The sequence below is a fragment of the Streptomyces sp. NPDC042371 genome (assembly GCF_056437465.1).
The window spans coordinates 767,107-788,420 of sequence record NZ_JBWKAP010000002.1; the positions used below are offsets into that span (position 1 = coordinate 767,107).

The 21,314-nt window shown below is 68.9% G+C and carries 21 protein-coding genes, 3 tRNA genes and 1 pseudogene; 7 read left to right on the top strand and 18 right to left on the bottom strand.

The genetic code is table 11. From position 1 onward, the window contains the following. Positions 1 to 63: 63 nt before the first annotated feature. The 8 genes from rplJ to AC068B_RS09320 form a co-directional block, all read right to left on the bottom strand. On the bottom strand, positions 64 to 594 hold the full coding sequence (rplJ, locus tag AC068B_RS09285; protein ID WP_478670105.1) for a 50S ribosomal protein L10: 531 nt from the start codon (positions 592 to 594) through the stop codon (positions 64 to 66). 261 nt (positions 595 to 855) lie between these two features. Next, positions 856 to 1,848 carry an SCO4651 family lipoprotein gene (locus AC068B_RS09290; RefSeq protein ID WP_478670108.1) on the bottom strand — a complete coding sequence of 331 codons (993 nt, stop codon included), beginning with the start codon at positions 1,846 to 1,848 and terminating at the stop codon, positions 856 to 858. 252 nt (positions 1,849 to 2,100) lie between these two features. After that, positions 2,101 to 2,997, bottom strand: coding sequence for an SCO4651 family lipoprotein (locus AC068B_RS09295; RefSeq protein ID WP_478670110.1), 897 nt, complete (start codon positions 2,995 to 2,997; stop codon positions 2,101 to 2,103). Between the two features lie 157 nt (positions 2,998 to 3,154). Then, positions 3,155 to 3,877, bottom strand: coding sequence for a 50S ribosomal protein L1 (gene rplA, locus AC068B_RS09300; RefSeq protein WP_361716732.1), 723 nt, complete (start codon positions 3,875 to 3,877; stop codon positions 3,155 to 3,157). Positions 3,878 to 3,965: 88 nt separating this feature from the next. Further along, complete coding sequence (gene rplK, locus AC068B_RS09305) at positions 3,966 to 4,400, bottom strand: 50S ribosomal protein L11 (protein WP_055547825.1); 435 nt, start codon at positions 4,398 to 4,400, stop codon at positions 3,966 to 3,968. Positions 4,401 to 4,567: 167 nt separating this feature from the next. Then, on the bottom strand, positions 4,568 to 5,473 hold the full coding sequence (gene nusG, locus AC068B_RS09310) for a transcription termination/antitermination protein NusG (protein ID WP_478670112.1): 906 nt from the start codon (positions 5,471 to 5,473) through the stop codon (positions 4,568 to 4,570). 77 nt (positions 5,474 to 5,550) lie between these two features. Beyond that, positions 5,551 to 5,838, bottom strand: coding sequence for a preprotein translocase subunit SecE (gene secE, locus AC068B_RS09315; protein ID WP_055564537.1), 288 nt, complete (start codon positions 5,836 to 5,838; stop codon positions 5,551 to 5,553). A 107-nt stretch (positions 5,839 to 5,945) separates the two neighbouring features. After that, positions 5,946 to 6,018 (bottom strand) — tRNA-Trp (locus AC068B_RS09320). A 181-nt stretch (positions 6,019 to 6,199) separates the two neighbouring features. Between AC068B_RS09320 and AC068B_RS09325 the strand changes: the two genes are divergently transcribed. Then, positions 6,200 to 7,426 carry a pyridoxal phosphate-dependent aminotransferase gene (locus AC068B_RS09325; RefSeq protein ID WP_356251687.1) on the top strand — a complete coding sequence of 409 codons (1,227 nt, stop codon included), beginning with the start codon at positions 6,200 to 6,202 and terminating at the stop codon, positions 7,424 to 7,426. Positions 7,427 to 7,558: 132 nt separating this feature from the next. Then, positions 7,559 to 8,593 carry an adenosine deaminase gene (locus tag AC068B_RS09330; protein ID WP_478670115.1) on the top strand — a complete coding sequence of 345 codons (1,035 nt, stop codon included), beginning with the start codon at positions 7,559 to 7,561 and terminating at the stop codon, positions 8,591 to 8,593. 26 nt (positions 8,594 to 8,619) lie between these two features. On the opposite strand, the gene AC068B_RS09335 is transcribed toward AC068B_RS09330, so the two are convergent. Then, on the bottom strand, positions 8,620 to 9,222 hold the full coding sequence (locus tag AC068B_RS09335; protein WP_478670117.1) for a TetR/AcrR family transcriptional regulator: 603 nt from the start codon (positions 9,220 to 9,222) through the stop codon (positions 8,620 to 8,622). 90 nt (positions 9,223 to 9,312) lie between these two features. On the opposite strand from AC068B_RS09335, the gene AC068B_RS09340 reads away from it, so the two are divergent. Beyond that, positions 9,313 to 9,951 carry an NAD(P)-dependent oxidoreductase gene (locus AC068B_RS09340; protein WP_478670119.1) on the top strand — a complete coding sequence of 213 codons (639 nt, stop codon included), beginning with the start codon at positions 9,313 to 9,315 and terminating at the stop codon, positions 9,949 to 9,951. Between the two features lie 28 nt (positions 9,952 to 9,979). Here AC068B_RS09340 and AC068B_RS09345 read toward each other — a convergent pair. The 8 genes and pseudogenes from AC068B_RS09345 to AC068B_RS09380 form a co-directional block, all read right to left on the bottom strand. Beyond that, positions 9,980 to 11,053, bottom strand: a pseudogene (locus tag AC068B_RS09345) (UDP-N-acetylmuramate dehydrogenase); the annotation flags it as partial. Between the two features lie 42 nt (positions 11,054 to 11,095). Then, positions 11,096 to 12,574, bottom strand: a complete 1,479-nt coding sequence (locus tag AC068B_RS09350) for an MFS transporter (RefSeq protein WP_478670121.1) — start codon at positions 12,572 to 12,574, stop codon at positions 11,096 to 11,098. Positions 12,575 to 12,647: 73 nt separating this feature from the next. After that, positions 12,648 to 13,205, bottom strand: a complete 558-nt coding sequence (locus AC068B_RS09355; protein WP_478670123.1) for a TetR/AcrR family transcriptional regulator — start codon at positions 13,203 to 13,205, stop codon at positions 12,648 to 12,650. 195 nt (positions 13,206 to 13,400) lie between these two features. Beyond that, complete coding sequence (locus AC068B_RS09360) at positions 13,401 to 13,829, bottom strand: MaoC family dehydratase (protein ID WP_478670124.1); 429 nt, start codon at positions 13,827 to 13,829, stop codon at positions 13,401 to 13,403. Positions 13,830 to 13,833: 4 nt separating this feature from the next. Further along, entirely contained in the window at positions 13,834 to 14,298 is a 465-nt protein-coding gene (locus AC068B_RS09365; RefSeq protein WP_468555924.1) for an FAS1-like dehydratase domain-containing protein, read from the bottom strand. Positions 14,299 to 14,402: 104 nt separating this feature from the next. Further along, positions 14,403 to 14,567, bottom strand: a complete 165-nt coding sequence (rpmG, locus tag AC068B_RS09370; protein WP_004571794.1) for a 50S ribosomal protein L33 — start codon at positions 14,565 to 14,567, stop codon at positions 14,403 to 14,405. 88 nt (positions 14,568 to 14,655) lie between these two features. Then, a tRNA-Met gene (locus tag AC068B_RS09375) sits at positions 14,656 to 14,728 on the bottom strand. 47 nt (positions 14,729 to 14,775) lie between these two features. After that, positions 14,776 to 14,848, bottom strand: a tRNA-Thr gene (locus tag AC068B_RS09380). Between the two features lie 244 nt (positions 14,849 to 15,092). On the opposite strand from AC068B_RS09380, the gene AC068B_RS09385 reads away from it, so the two are divergent. Continuing rightward, positions 15,093 to 16,388, top strand: a complete 1,296-nt coding sequence (locus AC068B_RS09385; protein WP_478670127.1) for an amidohydrolase family protein — start codon at positions 15,093 to 15,095, stop codon at positions 16,386 to 16,388. A gap of 123 nt (positions 16,389 to 16,511) precedes the next feature. Next, positions 16,512 to 17,168 carry an SDR family oxidoreductase gene (locus AC068B_RS09390; RefSeq protein ID WP_478670129.1) on the top strand — a complete coding sequence of 219 codons (657 nt, stop codon included), beginning with the start codon at positions 16,512 to 16,514 and terminating at the stop codon, positions 17,166 to 17,168. Positions 17,169 to 17,244: 76 nt separating this feature from the next. Here the strand turns inward: AC068B_RS09390 and AC068B_RS09395 are convergent, their stop codons facing one another. Then, positions 17,245 to 17,457 carry a hypothetical protein gene (locus AC068B_RS09395; protein ID WP_356251718.1) on the bottom strand — a complete coding sequence of 71 codons (213 nt, stop codon included), beginning with the start codon at positions 17,455 to 17,457 and terminating at the stop codon, positions 17,245 to 17,247. A 243-nt stretch (positions 17,458 to 17,700) separates the two neighbouring features. Between AC068B_RS09395 and AC068B_RS09400 the strand changes: the two genes are divergently transcribed. Continuing rightward, positions 17,701 to 20,409 carry an NACHT domain-containing protein gene (locus AC068B_RS09400; protein WP_478670132.1) on the top strand — a complete coding sequence of 903 codons (2,709 nt, stop codon included), beginning with the start codon at positions 17,701 to 17,703 and terminating at the stop codon, positions 20,407 to 20,409. A 193-nt stretch (positions 20,410 to 20,602) separates the two neighbouring features. After that, positions 20,603 to 21,268: a hydrolase gene (locus AC068B_RS09405; protein ID WP_478670135.1), complete on the top strand. Its 666-nt coding sequence runs from the start codon at positions 20,603 to 20,605 to the stop codon at positions 21,266 to 21,268. The last annotated feature ends 46 nt before the right edge of the window (positions 21,269 to 21,314 follow it).

The window sequence follows — 21,314 nt, forward strand, 5'->3', positions numbered from 1 at the left end:
GGGCGTACGTTGGGCCCGCTGCGACCGTCGCCCTAGTGGGCGTCGATCAATGCGCGAGCCGAATTACTCGGCACCGCCCTGCTCGGCCTGCTTGGCACGAAGCGCCTCCGCGGTGCGGACGAACTTCGAGGGCAGCGCCTGGAAGAGCTGAGCAGCCTGCGACTGCTTGCCCTTGAACGCGCCGGCCAGCTTGCTGAGCAGAACCTCGCGGGACTCGAGGTCCGCAAGCTTCTTGAACTCGTCGGCGGACAGCGCCTTGCCGTCAAGGACACCGCCCTTGATGACGAGGTTCGGGTTCTCCTTGGCGAAGTCACGAAGACCCTTCGCCGACTCCACCGGGTCACCGGTGACGAAGGCAACCGCCGTCGGACCCGTGAAGAGGTCGTCCAGCGTGTTGATCCCGGCCTCGTTGGCCGCGATCTTGGTCAGCGTGTTCTTCACCACGGCGTACTCGGAGTTCGCACCGAGAGAACGGCGCAGCTGCTTGAGCTGGGCCACGGTGAGACCCCGGTACTCGGTCAGCACGGCGGCGTTCGAGCTGCGGAACTTGTCCGTGAGCTCGGCTACCGCGGCAGCCTTGTCGGGCGTCGGCATAGAGCGTCGGCCTCCTTCCGGGTGATGAGGACCGCTCAGAAGGGGCCGACAAAACGAAACGCCCCGGCGCAGGCGCACGGGGCGTGAGCTCTACCGAATCGCATGCGATCCAGGAGCACATCCACAGTCACCTGCGCGGGTCGTCCGCCGTTTCAGCGGATCCTTCGGCCACCGCACCCTCTTGCGAGAACACGGCAACGACCAGCGGTCTTTGGCTTCTGTGGAAGAGTACGCGAACGGGTCCGCGGCAAGCAAATCCGGTCAGAAGGCGCTGTCCGAACCGGCGCCCGAGCCGCCCTTGCCGAGCTTCCCGAGCTCCTCGAACATCTTCATCATGTCGAAGGTGTCCCCGGCGGGCGGAGGCGTCACCTTGGTGGCGGAGCCGTAGTCGGAGAAGGTCTGCGAGGTCTTCACCGTGCCCTCGGGGGTCTTGATGTCGATGTCCATGCGGACGGGGTAGTCGTCCTCGTTGACCCAGACCTCGGTGTCGTAGCCCTTGATGCCCGACTTCTCGACGTTCTTGAAGAGCTGCTCGCGCTCGCTCTTGCTGAGCACGTCCTTCAGGCCGTCGTTGGACTCCATCATTTCCTTGACGGTGAGCCGCCCCTTGTAGCGCTGGGTCTGCGCGCCGTCGACCTTCGCGGAGCCCAGGTGCTTGAGGTTCGGCGAGTCCAGGAGCATCGCGAGCTGCTGCGCCGGGTCCTGGTTCATGCTGTCCAGGCCGCCGGTCATCTGCTTGGCGAGCTTGTCGTCACCGGCCTGCTTCGCGATGGAGTTGAGGTCCATCTTGACCCAGCGCTTGCCGTCCATGTCCTTGGCCGCCTTGGCGCCCATGTCCATGTACATCACGTTGTCGCTCCAGAGCATCCGGATCTTCTCCGGGGCCTGAGGGTCACCCTCCGTGAGCGCCGAGCCCGAGACCGTCACGTCCATGACGGTCGGGTCCCAGCCCATGACGCCGGTCATCTTCATCTCGCCTGCGCCGCCCATGGCCTTGCCCATCTCGCCGGGCGGCGTCGACATCGTCATCTTGACCTTGGCCGACTTGGCGGCCGAGGTCTTCTTGTACGCGGCGGTGATGACGTCGGTCACCTGCGAACGGGACTGGATCTTGCCCGAGTCCCCCGCGCTGTTGTCGGACTTGTCGTCCGAGCCTCCACAGGCCACCGCGCCGACACACAGCAGCGCGGTGCTGAGCACGGCGCCCGCCGCCCGCTGACGTCCCCTGCGTCCACGTACGACACCTACAGTCATGACCCCACCCCTAGGAACAAAGAACACATGATCGACACATCTTTGTTTGCCGAGAGTACCTGAGGGGTGGGAAGGGCAGCTCAGGAGTTAGAGCCTGTGTCATCACCCCGGTCGGATCAGTGGGCGTCGTCTGGTGCGTGCGATCGCAAGGCGCCGGAGCGTCCTCGTAGCGGAGCTACTAGGGCGTTTCGGCAACGCCGCGAGCGTGCGTGCCAGACGACGGCCACCCGGCCGGGGTGATGACACAGGCTCTTATGCCGCGGGCTGCTTGTTCAGCAGCTCCTTGAAGCTCATGGTGTCCGAGGACGGGGGCTTCTCCACGGAGAGCCGGGTGCCGTAGTCGCTGTAGTAGGCCGTCTGCGAGAAGGGGCCGTTCTTGGTGTCGCCCTTCTCGCTCTTCTTGACGAGCAGGTCGTCGTCGTCCACCCAGATGTCGATCGTCTCGGTGCTGAGGCCTGCCTGCTCGAACTGCTTCTTCAGCTCGGCCAGCTTGTCCTCGTCCAGGTCCGCGCTCTTGGCGGTGAAGTCCGCGATGTCGACCTTGCCGGAGTAGTGGGTCGCCTTCGTGCCGCGGACCTCCTCCTCGCCGACGCGCTTCACGTCACCGGAGGCCAGCAGCATCTTCACCGACTGGTTCGGGGAGGTGTTCTGCATCTGGTCCTGGAAGGCCTCGCCCGCGGCGCCGCTCAGCTCGGCCAGCGTGGCGTAGTCGTACTCCAGCCAGTGCTTGCCCCCGCCCGCCTGGTCCGCGAACTTGTCGCCCATGTTCGCGTAGAAGCCGCTCTTCAGATAGCGGTAGTCGAGCTTCGTCTGGCCGAGCTGAGCCATCTGCTGGGCCTGCGAGCCGCCGGTGAAGGTCACCGTCACGTTGCCCGTGATGCCGTCGGACCAGCCCATGACACCCTTCGCGTCCATCGAGGACACCGTGCCCAGGGTGGTGGAGCTCTCGATCCGGGCGGTGTCGGCCTTGTCGGTCGACTTCTCGACGGAGCGCAGGGCGGCTATCGGGCTGAGGTTGATGCCGCCCTTGTCCTTGCCGCCCCCGTCCGCCTTGTCGGAGGAGTCACCCGAACCGCAGGCCGTGAGGCCCGTCAGCGCGGCGACCACCGCGATCGAGAGACCGGCACGGCGCATGGTCGTGCTGTTCATGTTGTCCCACCCCTTGGCACTCATGGAGCCTGCACGCTGGCACAGGCCATTGACACACCTATCCGAACTGCCCGTACACAAACAGGACGGGCCCCGCACCTCGAAAGGTTGCGGGGCCCGTCCACAGAACGCGTACGCGACGCGGCTGCCGTCAGATTCAGACGGCGGCCGGGTCCTCCTCGGTGAGGAGGTTGCGGGTGCGGTTCGAGTCCAGCGGAATGCCGGGGCCCATCGTGGTGGTGATGGCGGCCTTCTTGATGTAGCGACCCTTGGCGGCCGACGGCTTCAGACGGAGGATCTCGTCCAGGGCCGCGGCGTAGTTCTCCACCAGCTTGGTGTCGTCGAAGGACACCTTGCCGATGATGAAGTGCAGGTTCGAGTGCTTGTCGACGCGGAACTCGATCTTGCCGCCCTTGATGTCGTTGACAGCCTTCACGACGTCGGGGGTCACGGTGCCGGTCTTCGGGTTCGGCATCAGACCACGCGGACCGAGCACGCGGCCGAGGCGGCCGACCTTGCCCATGAGGTCCGGGGTGGCGACGACGGCGTCGAAGTCCAGGCGGCCCTTCGCGACCTCGTCGATGAGCTCGTCGGCGCCGACGATGTCGGCCCCAGCGGCTTCCGCGGCCGCAGCACGGTCACCGGTCGCGAAGACCAGGACCCGGGCGGTCTTGCCGGTGCCGTGCGGGAGGTTCACGGTGCCACGGACCATCTGGTCGGCCTTGCGCGGGTCGACACCCAGACGCATGGCGACCTCGACGGTGCCGTCGAACTTGGTCGAGGAGGTCTCCTTGGCGAGACGGACGGCCTCGAGCGGGGCGTACAGCTTCTCCCGGTCGATCTTGGCGTCCGCAGCGCGGAGAGTCTTGCTGCGCTTCACTTCTGCTCCTGGTGGTTCAGGTATGGAGTCGTGGTACGGACCAGCGCTTGGCCCTACCACTGAGAAAGGTCAGACGGGGTGAGGAGTCTCAGCCCTCGACCGTGATGCCCATGGAACGGGCGGTGCCGGCGATGATCTTCGACGCGGCGTCCAGGTCGTTGGCGTTGAGGTCTTCCATCTTGGTCGTCGCGATCTCGCGGATCTGCGCCTCGGTGACCTTGGCGACCTTGGTCTTGTGGGGCTCGCCAGAGCCCTTCTCGACACCAGCGGCCTTCAGGATCATCTTGGCGGCCGGCGGCGTCTTGGTGATGAAGGTGAAGGAGCGGTCTTCGTAGACCGTGATCTCCACCGGGATCACCCAGCCACGCTGCGACTCGGTCGCGGCGTTGTAGGCCTTGCAGAACTCCATGATGTTGACGCCGTGCTGGCCCAGCGCGGGGCCGACCGGCGGGGCCGGGTTGGCGGCACCAGCCTGGATCTGGAGCTTGATAAGCCCCGTGACCTTCTTCTTCTTGGGAGGCATTGCTCTCTCCGGGTCCTAGTGAGAGTTTTCAGCCGACCATCCGGTCATCCGGATGGAGGCATACCGCACCACGATAACGGGTATAGTCGCGCGGCTAAAAACCGAGCAGGTCAGACCGGCTTTGGCAGCCCGTCTGACCTGTTCGGAAGCGTGTGTTCCAGGGAACGTCAGTTCTTCTGGATCTGGTCGAAGCTCAGCTCGACCGGGGTCTCGCGGCCGAAGATCTCGACGAGGCCCTTGACCTTCTTCGAGTCGGCGTTGATCTCGTTGATCGTCGCCTGCAGCGTCGCGAACGGGCCGTCGGTGACGGTGACCGAGTCGCCCACCTCGAAGTCGAGCACCTGGACCTCGACCTTGCGGGCCGGAGCCGGCTTGCCCTCGGCCTCGGCGGCCTCACGGGCTGCCTTCTCCTCGGCCTCCGGAGCAAGCATCTTGACGATCTCGTCCAGGGTCAGCGGGTACGGGTCGTAGGCGTTGCCGACGAAGCCGGTGACGCCCGGCGTGTTGCGGACGACGCCCCAGGACTCGTTCGTCAGGTCCATGCGCACCAGCACGTAGCCGGGGAGCTTGTTCTGACGGATGGTCTTGCGCTCGCCGTTCTTGATCTGCGCGACCTCTTCCTGCGGCACCTCGGCCTGGAAGATGAAGTCCTCGACGTTCAGCGAGACGGCGCGCTGCTCGAGGTTGGTCTTCACGCGGTTCTCGTAACCGGCGTAGGTGTGGATGACGTACCACTCGCCGGGGAGGGTGCGGAGCTCCTCGCGGAGGGCGACGATCGGGTCGACCGGCTCGGCCTCCTCCTCGGGCTCGTCCGCGGCCTCGGCCTCTTCGGCGCCCTCGACGGGCTCCTCGTCGGCGACCTCGGCGGCAGCGGCCTCGTCCTCTTCGGACTCGGCGACGGCCTCGGCGTCACCCTCCAGGTGGATGGCGGCCTCTTCGGCGGGCTCGCCCGCGGCAGCGTCGGCGGCCTCGGCCTGATCCGGCGCCGCGGCGTCCGCCGCCTCGACGATGTCGAGCTGGTCCTCCACGGACTCGGCCGACTCGATGGCGTCGTTCAGGTTCGGGTCAGACACGGTGGCTGCTTCTTCCTGGATACAGAGGGGTGGAACGCGCGAAAGGGGCGCCGGGAACGGCGCCCTTCGCTCTCGGCTCAGCCGAAGATGTACTTGACAGCGTGGCTGAAGCCATAGTCAATCACGGTCACGAGACCGATCATGATGACGACGAAGACAATCACCACTGTGGTGTAGGTCGTGAGCTGACTGCGAGTCGGCCAGACGACCTTACGGAGTTCCGCGACAATCTGGCGGTAGAAGAGCGCGAGACGGCCGAAGGGGCCCTTCTTGCCGCGCTTGCCGCCCTTGCGGGCCTTCTTCTTGGACTCCGGCGCCTCGTCCTGGGCATCAGGCATGTCGATGGAGCCCACGGCGTCCGTCACTCGTCCTCACCTGATTCCGGGTCGTGGCCGTGCCGCGCCCGGTTGAGCCGCACGGCGGTGCAATGCAGTACGTACATGCGCACACATCCTGGCGAAGGAGTGTGTAGCAGGGCCGGAGGGACTTGAACCCCCAACCGCTGGTTTTGGAGACCAGTGCTCTACCAATTGAGCTACGACCCTTTGATTTCCCCCAACCTACCGCATCCGCCCATGTGCACGGAGTGCGTAGAGAGGAAGCGGCCGGTGAAGGCCAACGAGCAGTGAGTGTACGTGCTCTGCGGCCCCCCGTCGAACAGAATGGGTTCCGACGGTCTTGGAAACCCACCCGCCGGGGGCGTTTCGGGTCTGGAACGATGGGGCCATGAGCGCTGCAACTTCTCCGACCGAGCGCCGGGTGTCCGCGCGCATCGGCGCGATCTCCGAGTCCGCGACCCTCGCTGTCGACGCCAAGGCCAAGGCCCTCAAGGCCGCCGGCCGCCCGGTGATCGGCTTCGGGGCGGGCGAGCCCGACTTCCCGACTCCGGACTACATCGTCGAGGCGGCCATCGAGGCCTGCAAGAACCCGAAGTTCCACCGCTACACGCCGGCCGGGGGCCTCCCCGAGCTCAAGGCCGCGATCGCCACGAAGACCCTCCGTGACTCGGGTTACGAGGTCGACGCGTCGCAGATCCTGGTGACCAACGGCGGCAAGCAGGCCATCTACGAGGCGTTCGCCGCGATCCTGGACCCGGGCGACGAGGTCATCGTCCCCGCGCCGTTCTGGACGACGTACCCGGAGTCGATCCGTCTCGCGGGCGGTGTCCCCGTCCCGGTCGTCGCCGACGAGACCACCGGCTACCTCGTCTCGGTCGAGCAGTTGGAGGCCGCACGCACGGAGCGCACGAAGGTCGTGCTCTTCGTGTCGCCGTCGAACCCGACGGGCGCCGTCTACAGCGAGGCCGACGCCGAGGCGATCGGCCGCTGGGCCGTCGAGCACGGCCTGTGGGTCATGACCGACGAGATCTACGAACACCTCGTCTACGGAGACGCGAAGTTCACCTCGCTCCCCGCGCTCCTGCCCGAGCTGCGCGACAAGTGCATCGTGGTCAACGGCGTCGCCAAGACGTATGCGATGACCGGCTGGCGGGTGGGCTGGATCATCGGCCCGAAGGACGTCGTGAAGGCCGCGACGAACCTGCAGTCGCACGCCACGTCCAACGTCTCCAATGTCGCGCAGGCCGCCGCGCTCGCGGCCGTCTCCGGTGACCTGGTCGCCGTCGAGAAGATGCGCGAGGCCTTCGACCGGCGCCGCAAGACGATGGTGCGGATGCTCAACGAGATCACGGGCGTGGTCTGCCCCGAGCCCGAGGGCGCCTTCTACGCGTACCCGTCGGTGAAGGGCCTCCTCGGCAAGGAGATCCGCGGCAAGCGCCCGCAGGACTCCGTGGAGCTGGCCGCCCTCATCCTGGAGGAGGCCGAGGTCGCGGTCGTTCCTGGTGAGGCCTTCGGGACGCCGGGCTACCTGCGCCTTTCGTACGCGCTCGGCGACGAGGACCTCGTCGAGGGCGTCTCGCGGATCCAGAAGCTGCTCGCCGAGGCCCGCGACTGACACCCGGCAGCCCCGGCAGAAGCGTGCGGGCCGTCTCTCCTTCGGAGAGGCGGCCCGTTTCTTCGTTCGGAGGGGGACCCGAAGGGGGAAAGCCGCTACCGGGAGGCCAGGTGCATACGGCAAGATCCTCGAATGGAGCGTGTACGAGACGAGCGTGTACGAGACGTACGAGAACTGCCGAAGGCCCATCTCCATCTGCACTTCACCGGGTCGATGCGGTCCAGCACCCTGCTGGAGCTGGCCGACAAGTACGGAGTGCGGCTCCCCGAGGCGCTGACCGGTGCCGAGCCACCGAAGCTGCGCGCCACGGACGAGCGCGGCTGGTTCCGCTTCCAGCGGCTCTACGACGCCGCGCGCTCCTGTCTGCGCGAACCGGAGGACATCCGGCGCCTGGTGCGCGAGGCGGCCGAGGAGGACCTGCGGGACGGGTCGGGATGGCTGGAGATCCAGGTCGACCCGACCTCGTACGCACCGCGGCTCGGCGGTCTGATCCCGGCCCTGGAAATCATCCTGGACGCGGTCGAGAGCGCCTCGCGGGAGACCGGCCTCGGCATGCGCGTCCTGGTCGCCGCGAACCGCATGAAGCACCCGCTGGACGCCCGCACGCTGGCGCGCCTCGCCGTGCGGTACGCGGACCGCGGCATCGTCGGCTTCGGGCTCTCCAACGACGAGCGGCGCGGCATGGCGCGGGACTTCGACCGGGCCTTCGCCATCGCGCGCGACGGCGGTCTGCTGGCGGCGCCGCACGGCGGCGAGCTGACCGGGCCCGCGTCGGTGCGGGACTGTCTGGACGACCTGGAGGCGGCGCGCATCGGGCACGGGGTGCGGGCCGCCGAGGATCCGCGGCTCCTGAAGCGGCTCGCGGACCGGGGCGTCACGTGTGAGGTGTGCCCGGCGTCCAACGTCGCCCTGGGGGTCTACGAGAAGCCGGAGGACGTGCCCCTGCGCACGCTTTTCGACGCGGGTGTGCCGATAGCACTCGGCGCCGACGACCCGCTGCTCTTCGGGTCACGGCTCGCCGCCCAGTACGACATCGCGCGCATGCACCACGGCTTCACGGACGCCGAGCTTGCGGAGCTGGCCCGGCAGTCGGTCCGCGGTTCGGCCGCGCCCTTCGACGTACAGCACAAGATGCTGGCCGGGGTGGACGAGTGGCTGGTCAGCTGATGTCCGTCAGGAGCGTGTGATGCCCTTCAGGAGCGTGTGATGCCTCTCAGGAGCGTGCGGGCGATGGCGGCCGCGAACTCCTCGACGGGCTGCGGGGGTTCCTTGCCGACCGTGGCGTCGTAGGCGAAGGCCCGCTGCGCGCAGGCGCCCATGAGGAGTGAGGCGGCCGCGAAGGTGTCGGCGTCGGGTGCGATCCGGCCCGCGTCGCGCTCGGTCCGCAGGTAGGCGTCCAGGGCCTCGATGGGCATGTGGGGACCCGTGCCCATCTCGCGCATGGAGTCCTCGTGGCGGCGCTTCAGCTTGGTCTCCGCATACAAGGAGGCGGCGATCGGGAAGCTCTGCGCATAGAAGTCGCTGGCCAGGCGGGCGATCTCGGTGAGGTTCGCCAGCACGCTGCGCTCCCCCGGCTTCTCCACGAGCTCGCTCAGGAGCGGGTTCAGCCTGGGCAGCCTCTCCCGCAGCACGCTCACGAACAGCTCCTCCTTGCTCGCGAAGTGCTTGTAGAGCGCGGCTTCGGAGCAGCCCGCCGCCTTGGCGATCTCCTTGGTGGTGGCGCGGGCCAGGCCGTGGGTGAACATGAGTTCGTGGGCCGCGTCGAGGATGCGGGCCCGGGTGGGCTTCTGCTGCATGGGCTGGCGTCCAACCTGGCTTGACGGGGAGGTGAGTGCTTACTCACTCTAGAGGTGAGTGAATACTTACCCACCTTGGGAGGGTGCGCGATGAGACTCACGGTGTTCGGTGCGACCGGTGGCATCGGTCAGGAGATCGTCCGGCAGGCGCTCACGGCAGGACACAAGGTCACGGCTGTGGTGCGCGACCCGGCGCGCCTCACGGTGACCGGCGAGGGGCTCGAGGTGTTCCGCGCGGACGTCCTGGATCCGGAGGCGGTGCGCCCCGCGGTCACGGGCCGGGACGCGGTCCTTTCGGGGCTCGGTGCCCGCAGCCGCGCGGACGCGGCCCGGGGCGTCGCGACGGAGCTCACGCGCGGTGTGCTGCGGGCGATGGACGCGGAGGGCGTGCGGCGGCTGCTGGTCGTGAGCGCGGCCCCGGTGGGCCCGGAGCCCGCGGACTCGCCGTTCCTCGACCGCGCCGTCCTGGGCGTGGTCGGCCGGGTCCTCAGGGATGTCTACACCGACCTGTCGGCCATGGAGGCCGAGCTGGCCGCGGGCCCGACGGACTGGACCTCGGTCCGCCCGCCGAAACTGACGGACAAACCCCTCACCGGCACGTACCGCACGGTCGTGGGCGGCTCCCCGCGCTCGGGGCGCACGATCGGGCGCGCGGACGTGGCGCACGCGATGCTCGGCATGATCGACGACCGCGGGACCGTGAAGCAGGGCGTGGGCGTGGCCTACTGACCCCGCCCTTGAACCACCCTGCCGTGCTCTACAGGCTGACGCCCACCGTCACCGGCTCGTTGACCAGGGTGACTCCGAAGGCGTCCCGGACCCCTGCGACGACCTCGCGGGCCAGGGCCAGCAGGTCCTCGGTGGTGGCGCCGCCGCGGTTGGTGAGCGCGAGCGTGTGCTTGGTGGAGATGCGGGCCCGGCCCTCTCCGTAGCCCTTGGTGAAGCCCGCCTTGTCGATGAGCCAGGCGGCGGAGGTCTTCACGCGGCCGTCGCCGGTCGGGAAGGCGGGCGGGGCGACGTCCGCGCCGAGGCGTTCCTTCACGCGCGCGTGGAAGGCGGTGAACTCCTCCTCGGTGAGGATGGGGTTGGTGAAGAACGACCCGGCGGACCAGCTGTCGTGGTCCTCGGGGTCGAGCACCATGCCCTTGCCCGCGCGGAGCTTGAGGACGGTCTCCCTGGCGACCGCGGCCGGGACCCGGTCACCCGCCTCGACGCCGAGCGTGCGGGCCGTCTCCGGGTACTTGAGGGGCGCGCTCATCCCCTGCGCGTCCTCCAGCTCGAAGCGGACCCGCAGCACCACGAAGCGGTCGGGGTCGGCCTTGAAGCGGCTGTGACGGTACGAGAACTCACACTCGGCGTTCGGGATCACGACCGTCTCGTGGGTCTTCCGGTCGTAAGCGGTCACCTCGGTGATGGTCGAGGAGACCTCCTGGCCGTACGCCCCCACGTTCTGGATCGGCGTCGCGCCCGCGGAGCCGGGGATCCCGGCGAGGCATTCGATGCCCGCAAGACCCGCTTCGACGGTGCGGGCGACCGCGTCGGTCCAGATCTCACCGGCCGCGAGCTCCAGCCGCGTGCCGTCGAGTTCGAAGCCCCGGGTGGCGATGCGCAGGGCCGTGCCGTCGAAGCCCTTGTCGCCGATGACCAGGTTCGATCCGCCGCCGATGAGCAGCAGCGGGGTTCCGGAGTCGTCGGCTTCCCGGACGGCGGCGACCACCTCGGCGTCGGTCGTCGCGGTGATCAGACGGGTCGCGGGGCCGCCGAGCCGGAAGGTGGTCAGTGGGGCGAGGGGGGCATCGTGGAGTTCCTGCACGTGCTCAAGAGTACGAGAACGGCCCCGCCGGTCAGGGCGGGGCCGTTCTCCTCAGGTCGTTCAGACGGCGACCAACGTGTCCTCCGACTTCGGAGCGGTTGCCCCGGGCGCGCCCGGAGTCGACCGGCGGGACGGGATGCACAGCGCCGCCACCGACGCGAGGGCCACCACCGCGGAGCCCACCCACAGCGCGGGCTCCAGCCCGTTCACGAAGTCCTGCCCGGAGGCGTAGCCGCCCTGCGCCGAGAAGATCGAGGACATCACGGCGATGCCGAGGGCGCCGCCGACCTCGCGCAGCGCGTTGTTGGCGCCGGACGCGATGCCCTGCTCCTGCGGCCGCACGCTGGACATGACCAGGTTGGAGGCCGGGGCGAAGTAGAGGGACATCCCGACGCCGCTGATGATCAGGGCGGGCAGCTGGGTGGTGTACGAGGCGTCGACCGCCACCACTGCGCCGTACCAGGCAAGGCCCACGGCTTGCAGGAAGAGCCCGGCGGCGACGACCGGGCGGCCGCCGATCCGGTCGGAGAGATAGCCCGCCAGCGGGGAGATGAGCATCGGCATGCCGGTCCAGGGGAGCATGCGCAGTCCGGCCTCGGTGGGCGAGTAGCCGAGGACGCCCTGCATGTACTGGCTGAGCAGGAAGATCGAGCCGAACATCCCGAGGAACATCAGCAGGCTCGCGGCGTTGATTCCGGCGAACGCACGGCTACGGAAGAGGCGCATCGGCAGCATCGGCGCCTTGTGGCGCATCCCGTGCCGGATGAATCCGGCGAGCAGGACGACGCCCGCGGTCAGGCTGACGAGGACGGTGGCACTGGACCAGCCGTCGATGGGACCGCGGACAAGGGCGTACACGATTCCGAAGAGCCCACCGCTGGCGAGCAGGGTGCCGACCGCGTCCAGACGCGCGCCGGGGGCGTGCGACTCGGCGAGGCGGAGGCGGGCGAGCGGGAGCAGGACGAGGCCGAGCGGGACGTTCAGCCAGAAGATCCACTGCCAGGAGACGTGCTCGGTGAGGCTTCCGCCGATCAGCGGGCCACTGGCGACCGCGAGGCCGTTGACGGCACCCCATATCCCGTACGCCATGCCGCGCTTGGCCGGTGGAACGGCAGCCGTCAGCAGGGTCAGCGTGAGCGGCATCATGATCGCGGCGCCGACACCTTGCACCGCGCGGGCGGCGATCAGCGTCTCCAGGCCGGGTGCGAGTGCCGCTCCGGCGGAGGCGGCGGTGAAGACCGTGAGGCCGACGATGAAGAGCCGACGGCGGCCGAACCGGTCCCCCAGGGCCGCGCCGAACATCAGCAGCACGGCGAAGGTGAGGGTGTAGGCGCTCACCGTCCATTCGAGGTCGTGCAGGGCTCCCCCGAGGTCCTCGCGGATGGAGGGCAGGGCGGTGGTGACGACGAGGTTGTCCAGTGCCGCCATGAACCCGGCGACGCTGGTGATGACGAGGGCCCAGACCATTCCCCCGCGTGCCGTGGTCGGTCCTGACTGCGCTTCTGCCTGCGCTTCCGTCCGAGCTTTCTGCTCCGGCATTGCTTCCCCTGTGGTTAGTTATTGATGACTAACTTTTATGGGCACAGAAGGAGACCCCCCGTCCCCGTACAGCTCACGCCTTGGGCTGCACCGACTCGTAGAAGCCCGACCACACCCGGTGATCGGACTGGAACCCCATCGACACCAGGACATTGACCAACATCCCGTAGGCCAGGAACTGCGTCGTCTCTCCGACGTCCGCCCCCAGCGCCAGGCGGACCGTGTCGTACATCTCCATCCAGCCCGCCCGCAGCGCGTCACCGAACTCCCGGTCGCCCGACGCCTCCGCGGACGCCACGGCGACGTACATCTGCATCTGCATGAGGAGCTTGTCCGGGTCATCGGCGATGAGGGCCTGATAGGCCGCCCCCATGGCCTCCAGGGCCGCCTGCCCCTCCAGTCCGTCGGACGCCTTGCGGAAGACCTCGGTGGTCTCCTGGCAGCACCGCTCGGACGCGGCGAGGAAGATGGCCCGCTTGTCCGGGAAGAGCCGGAAGAGATACGGCTGCGAGACACCCACACGCTTGGCGATCGCCTCGGTGGAGGTGCCCTTGTGGCCGCCGCGGGCGAACTCGACGACCGCCGCGCGGATGACGCTTTCGCGTCGCTCTTCTGCGCTCATCCTGACCATGCGAGAAAGTTAGTGGCCAATCACTAAGTAGTCAAGTGGCGCGGTTGCCCGGGGCTCACGGGCGGTCTGTCGCGGGGACCGCCTTGGAGTACGGGTAAGGGGCGCCCCTCCATGGAGGACGCCCCTTACCCGTACCTACAGCCGTATCTACGTATCCACACGCATCTACGTATCCACGTGGACCGGCGACAGCCGTCAGGCCAGCTGCACGACCGCCCGCGACATGCCGAGGACCTTCTGGTCCGCGCTCTTCGCCAGCAGGTCGACCCGCACGCGGTTGTCGTCAAGGACGGCCGCGACCTTGGCGCTCACCTCTATGGTGGCGCCCTTGTCGTCGTTCGGGACGATGACGGGCTTGGTGAAGCGGACGCCGTACTCGACGACGGCCGCCGGGTCGCCCACCCAGTCGGTCACGACGCGGATCGCCTCGGCCATGGTGAACATGCCGTGCGCGATGACGTCGGGGAGGCCGACCTCGAGCGCGAACTTCTCGTTCCAGTGGATCGGGTTGAAGTCCCCGGAAGCGCCCGCGTACTGCACGAGAGTGGCGCGTGTCACCGGAAAGCTCTGGGCCGGCAGCTCGGTGCCGACCTCGACGTCACCGTACGCAATCTTCGCCGTCATCGCCTCAGGCCTCCTCTGCCGCTGTCTCGGCCGCGCGCGCGACGAGCTTCGTCCAGGCGGTCACGACGTGCTCGCCCGTCTCGTCGTGGACCTCTCCGCGGATGTCCAGGATGTCGTTGCCCGCCATCGACTTGATGGCCTCGATGGTCGAGGTCACCGTGAGCCGGTCGCCCGCGTGCACCGGGCGGGTGTAGGCGAACTTCTGGTCGCCGTGCACCACCCGGCTGTAGTCGAGGCCCAGCTGCGGGTCCTCGATGACCTGGCCCGCGGCCTTGAAGGTGATCGCGAACACGAAAGTCGGCGGGGCGATCACATCGGGGTGACCGAGCGCCTTGGCGGCTTCCGTGTCGATGTACGCGGGATTTGCGTCCCCCACGGCCTCGGCGAACTCGCGGATCTTCTCCCGGCCGACCTCATAAGGATCAGTGGGGGGATAGGAACGCCCCACGAAGGACTGGTCGAGCGCCATGGACTCGGCACCTCCTGCGGTTGGTTTCACTGCGGTTGGTTTCAGAAAACACGACACGAGGCCGCCCCCAACAATCGGGGACGGCCTCGTGTACGAGCCTGTGTTTAGCGCGTTTCGCGGTGCGCAGTGTGCGCGTTGCAGCGCGGGCAGTGCTTCTTCATCTCAAGACGGTCCGGGTCGTTACGCCGGTTCTTCTTGGTGATGTAGTTCCGCTCCTTGCACTCCACGCAGGCCAGCGTGATCTTCGGGCGGACGTCTGTGGCAGCCACGTGAGTGCTCCTTGACGGACGGATGGACGGATGAACGCATAAAAGAGTAGCCGATCGAAGGACCGACCCCACAATCGGCTACTGTTAGTAGCGGTGACCGGACTTGAACCGGTGACACAGCGATTATGAGCCGCTTGCTCTACCGACTGAGCTACACCGCTGCGATGCCGGATCCCCTCACCCGAAGGTGAGGATCACGCGACATCAGAGCCCCAATGCGGAATCGAACCGCAGACCTTCTCCTTACCATGGAGACGCTCTACCGACTGAGCTATTGGGGCGAGCGATGAAGACATTACACGGTTGGTCGCCGATCGCCCAAATCCGTTTCGCCGGGGCTGTCCAAGGGCATCGGGCAGCCCGCCTCAGGCGTCTGTGAGCACCCCATCCGTGCACTCGCACCACACCGGTACGACTATTCCGCTCCTCCTCGAAGCGGGCCTTTCACCGTCCTAGGCTCGACGCGCGCTGCGTGATCTTGACGCCTCGACGACTGCAGCCGCCCCCGAGCCCCAGGAGCGCGCGATGCCCGACAGCCAGCCGCAGCAGCCCCACTCCTCCGGCGCCTCCGGGCCCTCCGGCTCCGGCCCCGCCGCGGACACCGGGGCCCTGCTGCTCTGCGGCGCCCGGCTCACCGACGGCCGGACCGTGGACGTCCGGCTCGGCAACGGACGCATCGAGGCGGTCGGCACGGCAGGCAGCCTGAGCGCCCACGCCGCGCGCGTGGACCTCGGCGGCTACCTCCTGCTGCCCGCGGCCGCTGAGCCGCACGGGCACGGCGACACGGCACTGTCGGCGGACACGGCGGGCCCGGTCTCGTACGACGCGCCGGACGTCCAGCGCCGGGCCACCGAAGCGGCGCTGCTGCAGCTCGGGCACGGCGCCACGGCGCTGCGGTCGCACGTGCGGATCGGGGACGTCCAGGGGCTCGGCCCGATGGAGGCGGTGCTGCAGGCGCGGCGCTCGCTCCGGGGACTGGTCGATCTGACGGCCGTCGCCGTGCCGCGGCTGCTGACCGGCGTCGCGGGCGCGGACGGGCTAGCGATGCTGAGGGACGCGGTGAAAATGGGCGCCTCCGTAGTGGGCGGTTGCCCTGATCTCGACCCCGACCCCGCGGGGTACGCGGAGGCGGTCCTGGAGATCGCCGCGGAGCACGGCTGCCCCGTCGACCTGCACACGGACGGTGACGAACCGGCGCGCCTCGGACGGCTCGCCGCGATGGCGGGCGGCCTGCGGGCCGGGGTGACGATCGGTCCGTGTGCCGGGCTCGGACGGCTGCCCTCCGACGTGGCCTCACGCGCCGCCGAGCAACTCGCGGCGGCCGCGGTGACGGTGGTCTGTCTGCCGCAGGGCGGCTGCGGGAGCGCGGAGCGGCACGGGGTGGCTCCCGTGCGGTTGCTGCGGTCGGCGGGGGTGCGGGTCGCCGCGGGCAGCGGGGCCATGCGGGACCTGTCGAACCCGGTGGGGCGCGGGGATCCGCTGGAGGCCGCGTATCTGCTGGCCTCGCGGTGCAGACTGCGGCCCGAGGACGCCTACGGCGCGGTGAGCGGGGCCGCGCGGGCGGCCATGGGGCTGTCGGAGGTGCGGGTGGAGGCGGGTTTCCCCGCCGAGTTGCTCGCCGTGCGCGGCGAGCGTCTTTCGGGTGCGCTGTCACTCGCGTACAGCCGGATCGTGGTGCACCGCGGCCGGGTCGTGGCGCGGACCAGTGCGGTGCGTGAGTACTGCGATTCCGCCGCGGCGGTGGCGTTGGACCTGCCGCGGCAGGGGCGGTCTACGGGGACGGGGCCCGCGCGGCCGACGGGTGACGAGCCGTCGGCGTGAGGGTGTGCGGTTGCGCGGTGGTGCTTCTGCACAGCGGCTCGGCGGGTGTTTGCGGGCGGCGGATCAGCGGGTCTCCACGCGCGTGTTGAGCGCTCGCGTCCGCCCTGTCGTACGGTCGGGAGTATGCGCATTGTCATCGCTGGAGGTCATGGTCAGATCGCGCTGCGGCTGGAGCGTCTGCTCGCCGCGCGCGGTGACGAAGTCGCCGGTCTGATCCGCAACGCCGGGCAGGAGTCCGATCTGCGCGAGGCCGGTGCCGAACCGGTGCTGTGCGACCTGGAGTCGGCATCCGTCGACGAGGTCGCCGGGCATCTGCGCGGCGCCGACGCGGCCGTCTTCGCGGCGGGCGCGGGGCCCGGCAGCGACGTCGGCCGCAAGAACACCGTGGACCGGGGCGCGGCCGTCCTCTTCGCGGACGCGGCGGAGCGGGCCGGAGTGCGGCGGTACATCGTCGTGTCGTCGATGGGCGCCGATCCCGTGCACCAGGGCGACGAGATCTTCGACGCCTATCTGCGGGCCAAGGGCGAGGCCGACGCGTCCGTACGCGCGCGTGCCGCCCTGGACTGGACGATCCTGCGTCCCGGGATGCTCACGGACGACGCGGGCACCGGTCTCGTACGCCTGGAGGCGTCGACCGGGCGCGGGCCGATCCCGCGGGACGACGTGGCCGCGGTGCTGGCGGAGCTCCTGGAGACACCCGCGACGGCCGGGCTGACGCTTGAGCTGGTCAGCGGGTCCGTGCCGGTGTCGGTCGCGGTCAAGTCGGTTGCGGGCAACTGAGGTCGGACGGACCGCCGAGGGGGCCGAGGGGGCTCAGGACGGCGCCTGAGAGCCCCTGAGGGCCTCTGAGAACCCCTCAGAACAGCGGGAGCTGTCCGGGGCAGTCCGGGACCACGTAACCGTCCAGAGCCGGTTGTGCGGCGCCCAGGTGGGCCTGGCTGCGGGAGCCGGGGCAGGAGATCAGCTCACCGGTGCCGCGCGGACCGGGCGGGTCGTGACGGGCGAAGCGGCCGCCGACGACGGCGATCTCGCGGCGGCACTCCGGGCAGTTTCTGCGACGGGACGACATGTGATCAGTGTGCCCATCCGGGGCGCCCGGCGATCGCCACCCCTGCGGAACGCCCCGGATGCACGTACGAAAATAATTCCGGGCTGAATCCCCGCGGTTTCCGCAGGTCATCGGCGCACGCCCCAACTTCCGCACGGAATAACACAGTTGAGCATCCCCATTGCGGGCGCGGCCCTATCCTGGCCCCAGGACGGCTGGCAGGTCACGCCGCATGGATGCCCCGGAGGGCAGATGGAACCCGCCGTGATCGGAGCCCGACTCGCGTCGAGCGTCGTGGGGCCGCTGATCAAGAAGCTGTTCCTGCCCGAGGGCGCCGGGGCGGACCTCGTCGACAAGCCCATCCGCGTGTCCCGTCTCGTCTCCTTCCGGGGCGAGAAGCGCACGCTCTCCGACAAGGACCTGCGCAAGATCGCGGAAGAGCTCGTCAAGCGTGCCGCGCACTCGACCGGCGTGGAGGAGCTGCTTCCGTCCTTCGAGAAGCAGGCCGTCATCCACGCCGTCACCGACTCGCTGCGGTCCCTCGGGACACTCGAGATGGACGATGTGCAGGCCGTGCGCCTCGGCCATCTCGCGCTCTCCCAGCACCTGCGCGCGCAGAACAGGACGGCGACGCTCGGCCTGTCCCACGACGCGGTCACGCTGCACGCCGGTGTCCTGGACACCGCCTGTCTGCACATCCTGAACTTCTTCACCCAGCGGTCCACCTTCGTTCCCCGCACCCTGCTCGAACAGAGCCGCGGGATCGAGGAGTTGACCCGGAAGATCGACTCCCTGATCACCCGGTCGCCGTCCCCGGCGGACAGCCCCTTCGAAGAGCGGTACGCGCACTACATCGCGACCAAGCACGGCAAGCTGAGCATCTTCGGCCTCGACCTGTCGGGCGCGCCGGAGAGCTGGCGGCTCGACGTGGCCTACCTCCGGCTGAACGCGGCCGCCGACGTGTTGAGCGCCGCCCCCTCCGTGGTCCCGGCCGATCACGTCCTCGCGAACCGCAACCGCGTACTCCTCCGCGGACTTGCCGGTTCCGGCAAGACGACCCTCATCCAGTGGCTGGCCGTGTCCACGGCGAAGAAGTCCTTCGACGAACAGCTGCTCCACCTCTACGGACTCGTGCCGTTCGTACTCCCCCTGCGCACCCTGACGCGCAGCGGTGCGCCGCTCCCGGCGCCGGACGGGTTCCTGGCGGCCGTGGACTGTCCGATCGCGGGCAGCCAGCCGCACGGGTGGATCGACAGGGTGCTGCAGGCGGGCCGCGGGCTCATCCTCATCGACGGGATCGACGAGATCCCCGAGGACGACCGCAACGACGCCCGCCGCTGGCTCCGGGAACTGCTCAGCGCCTACCCCGACAACCGCTGGCTCGTCACCTCGCGGCCGTCGGCCGTGCGGGAACGCTGGCTGAACGACGACGACTTCGCCGAGCTGGACCTCGCCCCCATGAAGCGCGACGACATCGCCGAGTTCATCCAGCGGTGGCACAAGGCGGCGGGCATCAGCGACCAGTACGCCAGCGAGCTGCTCCGTGTCGTACGGGCCCAGCAGGACCTGAGCCGACTGGCCATCAACCCGCTGATGTGCGGGCTGATCTGCGCACTGCACCAGGACCGCCGCGGCTACCTCCCGGAGGGCCGCAAGGAGATCTACGACGCGGCCCTGTCGATGCTGCTCTTCAGGCGTGACCGCGAACGCGGTGTCTACAAGACGGGCCCCATCCACGTCAGCGAGGCCGAGCACATCCAGCTGATCCAGAAACTGGCCTACTGGATGATCCGCAACGGCCGCTCCGAGATGACCCGCACCGACGCGGTGGAGCTCCTGGGCCAGGCCCTGCCCGCCATGCCCAAGGTCGCCGAACAGGGCTCTCCGGAGACGGTCTACAGGCATCTGCTCGTCCGTAGTGGCCTGCTCCGGGAGCCGAGCGCCGACTCCATGGACTTCGTCCACCGCACCTTCCAGGACTATCTCGGGGCGAAAGCGGCCGTCGAAGGGCTCGACTTCGACTTCCTGATCGCCAATGCGCACCTGGACCAGTGGGAGGACGTCATCAGGATGGCGGTGGCCCACGCGCGCCCCACCGAACGCACGTACCTGCTCACCGGCCTGATCAGGCGCGAGGACACCTCGCACCAGGACAAGGACCGTCTCCACCTCCTCGCGGCCGCCTGCCTGGAGCACGCGACCGAGCTCGCCCCTTCGGTGCGGGCGGAGGTGCAGGAGCGGGCGGCCGCCCTCATCCCCCCGCGCTCGCCGGACCAGGCGCGTGCGCTGGCGGCGATCGGACCCGTCGTACTGGAGTTGCTGCCCGGCCCGCGCGAGCTGCCGCCGCGCCCGAACGCCCCGGACCCGTTCGCCACGCACGCGCAGAAGGCGAAGGCCGTGGCACAGGAGGCGGCCTACCGCGCGGTGGCCGACGAGGCGTACTTCACCGTGCTGACGGCCACGCCGATCGCGACGGACGCCGCGATCGAGGTGCTCGCCAAGTACCGCAACCATCCGGACCTGCGGGTCCGCAATGAACTCGCCCGCGCGTGGGGCGGATACGAGACGGATCTGTACGGCCAGGAAGTGGTCGCGCACCTCGCCGAGGACGGCCTCTACTTCCCCGTGTCGAACCTGCCTGAGCTGCGCGCGCTGCGCAGCTACGGAGGACGCTCCCGCATCAAGATCACGGGGGAGATCACCATGGACGAGTTCGTCGCGACGTGCCCGGGGCAGCGCCTCACCCATCTGTGGGTCGAGGCCGACATGGGAGCCACGTGGGACTGGCTGGGCCTCTTCCCCAAGCTGTGCGAACTGACCATCGAGACGCTCCACCCGCACATCGACCTCAGCACCCTGGAGAGGGTCCGCAGCCTGCTCACGCTCCGCGTCCCCGAAGAGGCGGTCCTCGTCGGCTCCCACCTGCTTCCGGAGTCCACGGCGGTCGTACGAGGACGTCTGGGCCCGGTTTGACGCGGCGACGGTCGCTGCCCGACCGACGACAGCTCACTGCCCCTGGCCTGCCCCTGCTCTGCTCTGCCCTGCCTTGCCCCTGAACAGCCAGCCCTGGACGGATAGTTGACGTGTCATATAGAAAGGTGACGCGTCACCCAAATGCCAAATAGGTTCTGCGCGCCCGCCCCCCTCCTTAAGGAGATTGACCTCTATGAGCACGTCGCCGAAGACCGGCCTCGAAGCCCTGCTGACCCCCGAGGAGAGCGTCCTGGTGCTGATAGATCACCAGCCGTACCAGTTCGCCAACCTGCACAGCCACGAGCCGATGATGGTCACCAACAACGTCGTGGGCCTGGCCAAGGCGGCCAAGGGCTACGGCGTCCCGACGATCCTGACCACGGTCGTGGAAGAGCGCGGGGGCCTGCTGATCCAGCAACTGCAGGACGTCTTTCCGGACCAGAAGCCGATCAACAGGACCTTCATCAACACCTGGCAGGACCAGGTCGTGGTGGACGCCGTGAAGGCCACCGGCCGCAAGAAGCTGATCATCGCGGGCCTGTGGACGGAGATCTGCGTGGCCATGCCCGCCATCCAGGCGGCGGGCGAGGGCTTCGACGTCTACGCCGTCACCGACGCCTCCGGGGGCGTGTCGGCCGAGGCCCACGACATGGCGGTGCAGCGCATGATCCAGGCCGGGGTCACCCCGATCACCTGGCTGGCCGTGATGGGTGAGTGGCAGCGCGACTGGGCCCGGACGGACCGCATCACGCCGGAGGACCAGCTGGCGGCCCTGGAACACACGGGCGCCACCGGGATCGCGACGATCTGGGAGCAGCAGCTCCTGAACACCCCGGTCGCTGAGACGGCCGGGGCGTAGAGGCGACGGGGTTGGGGGTGGGGGCGGTGGGGCGGCCCCGGCGACG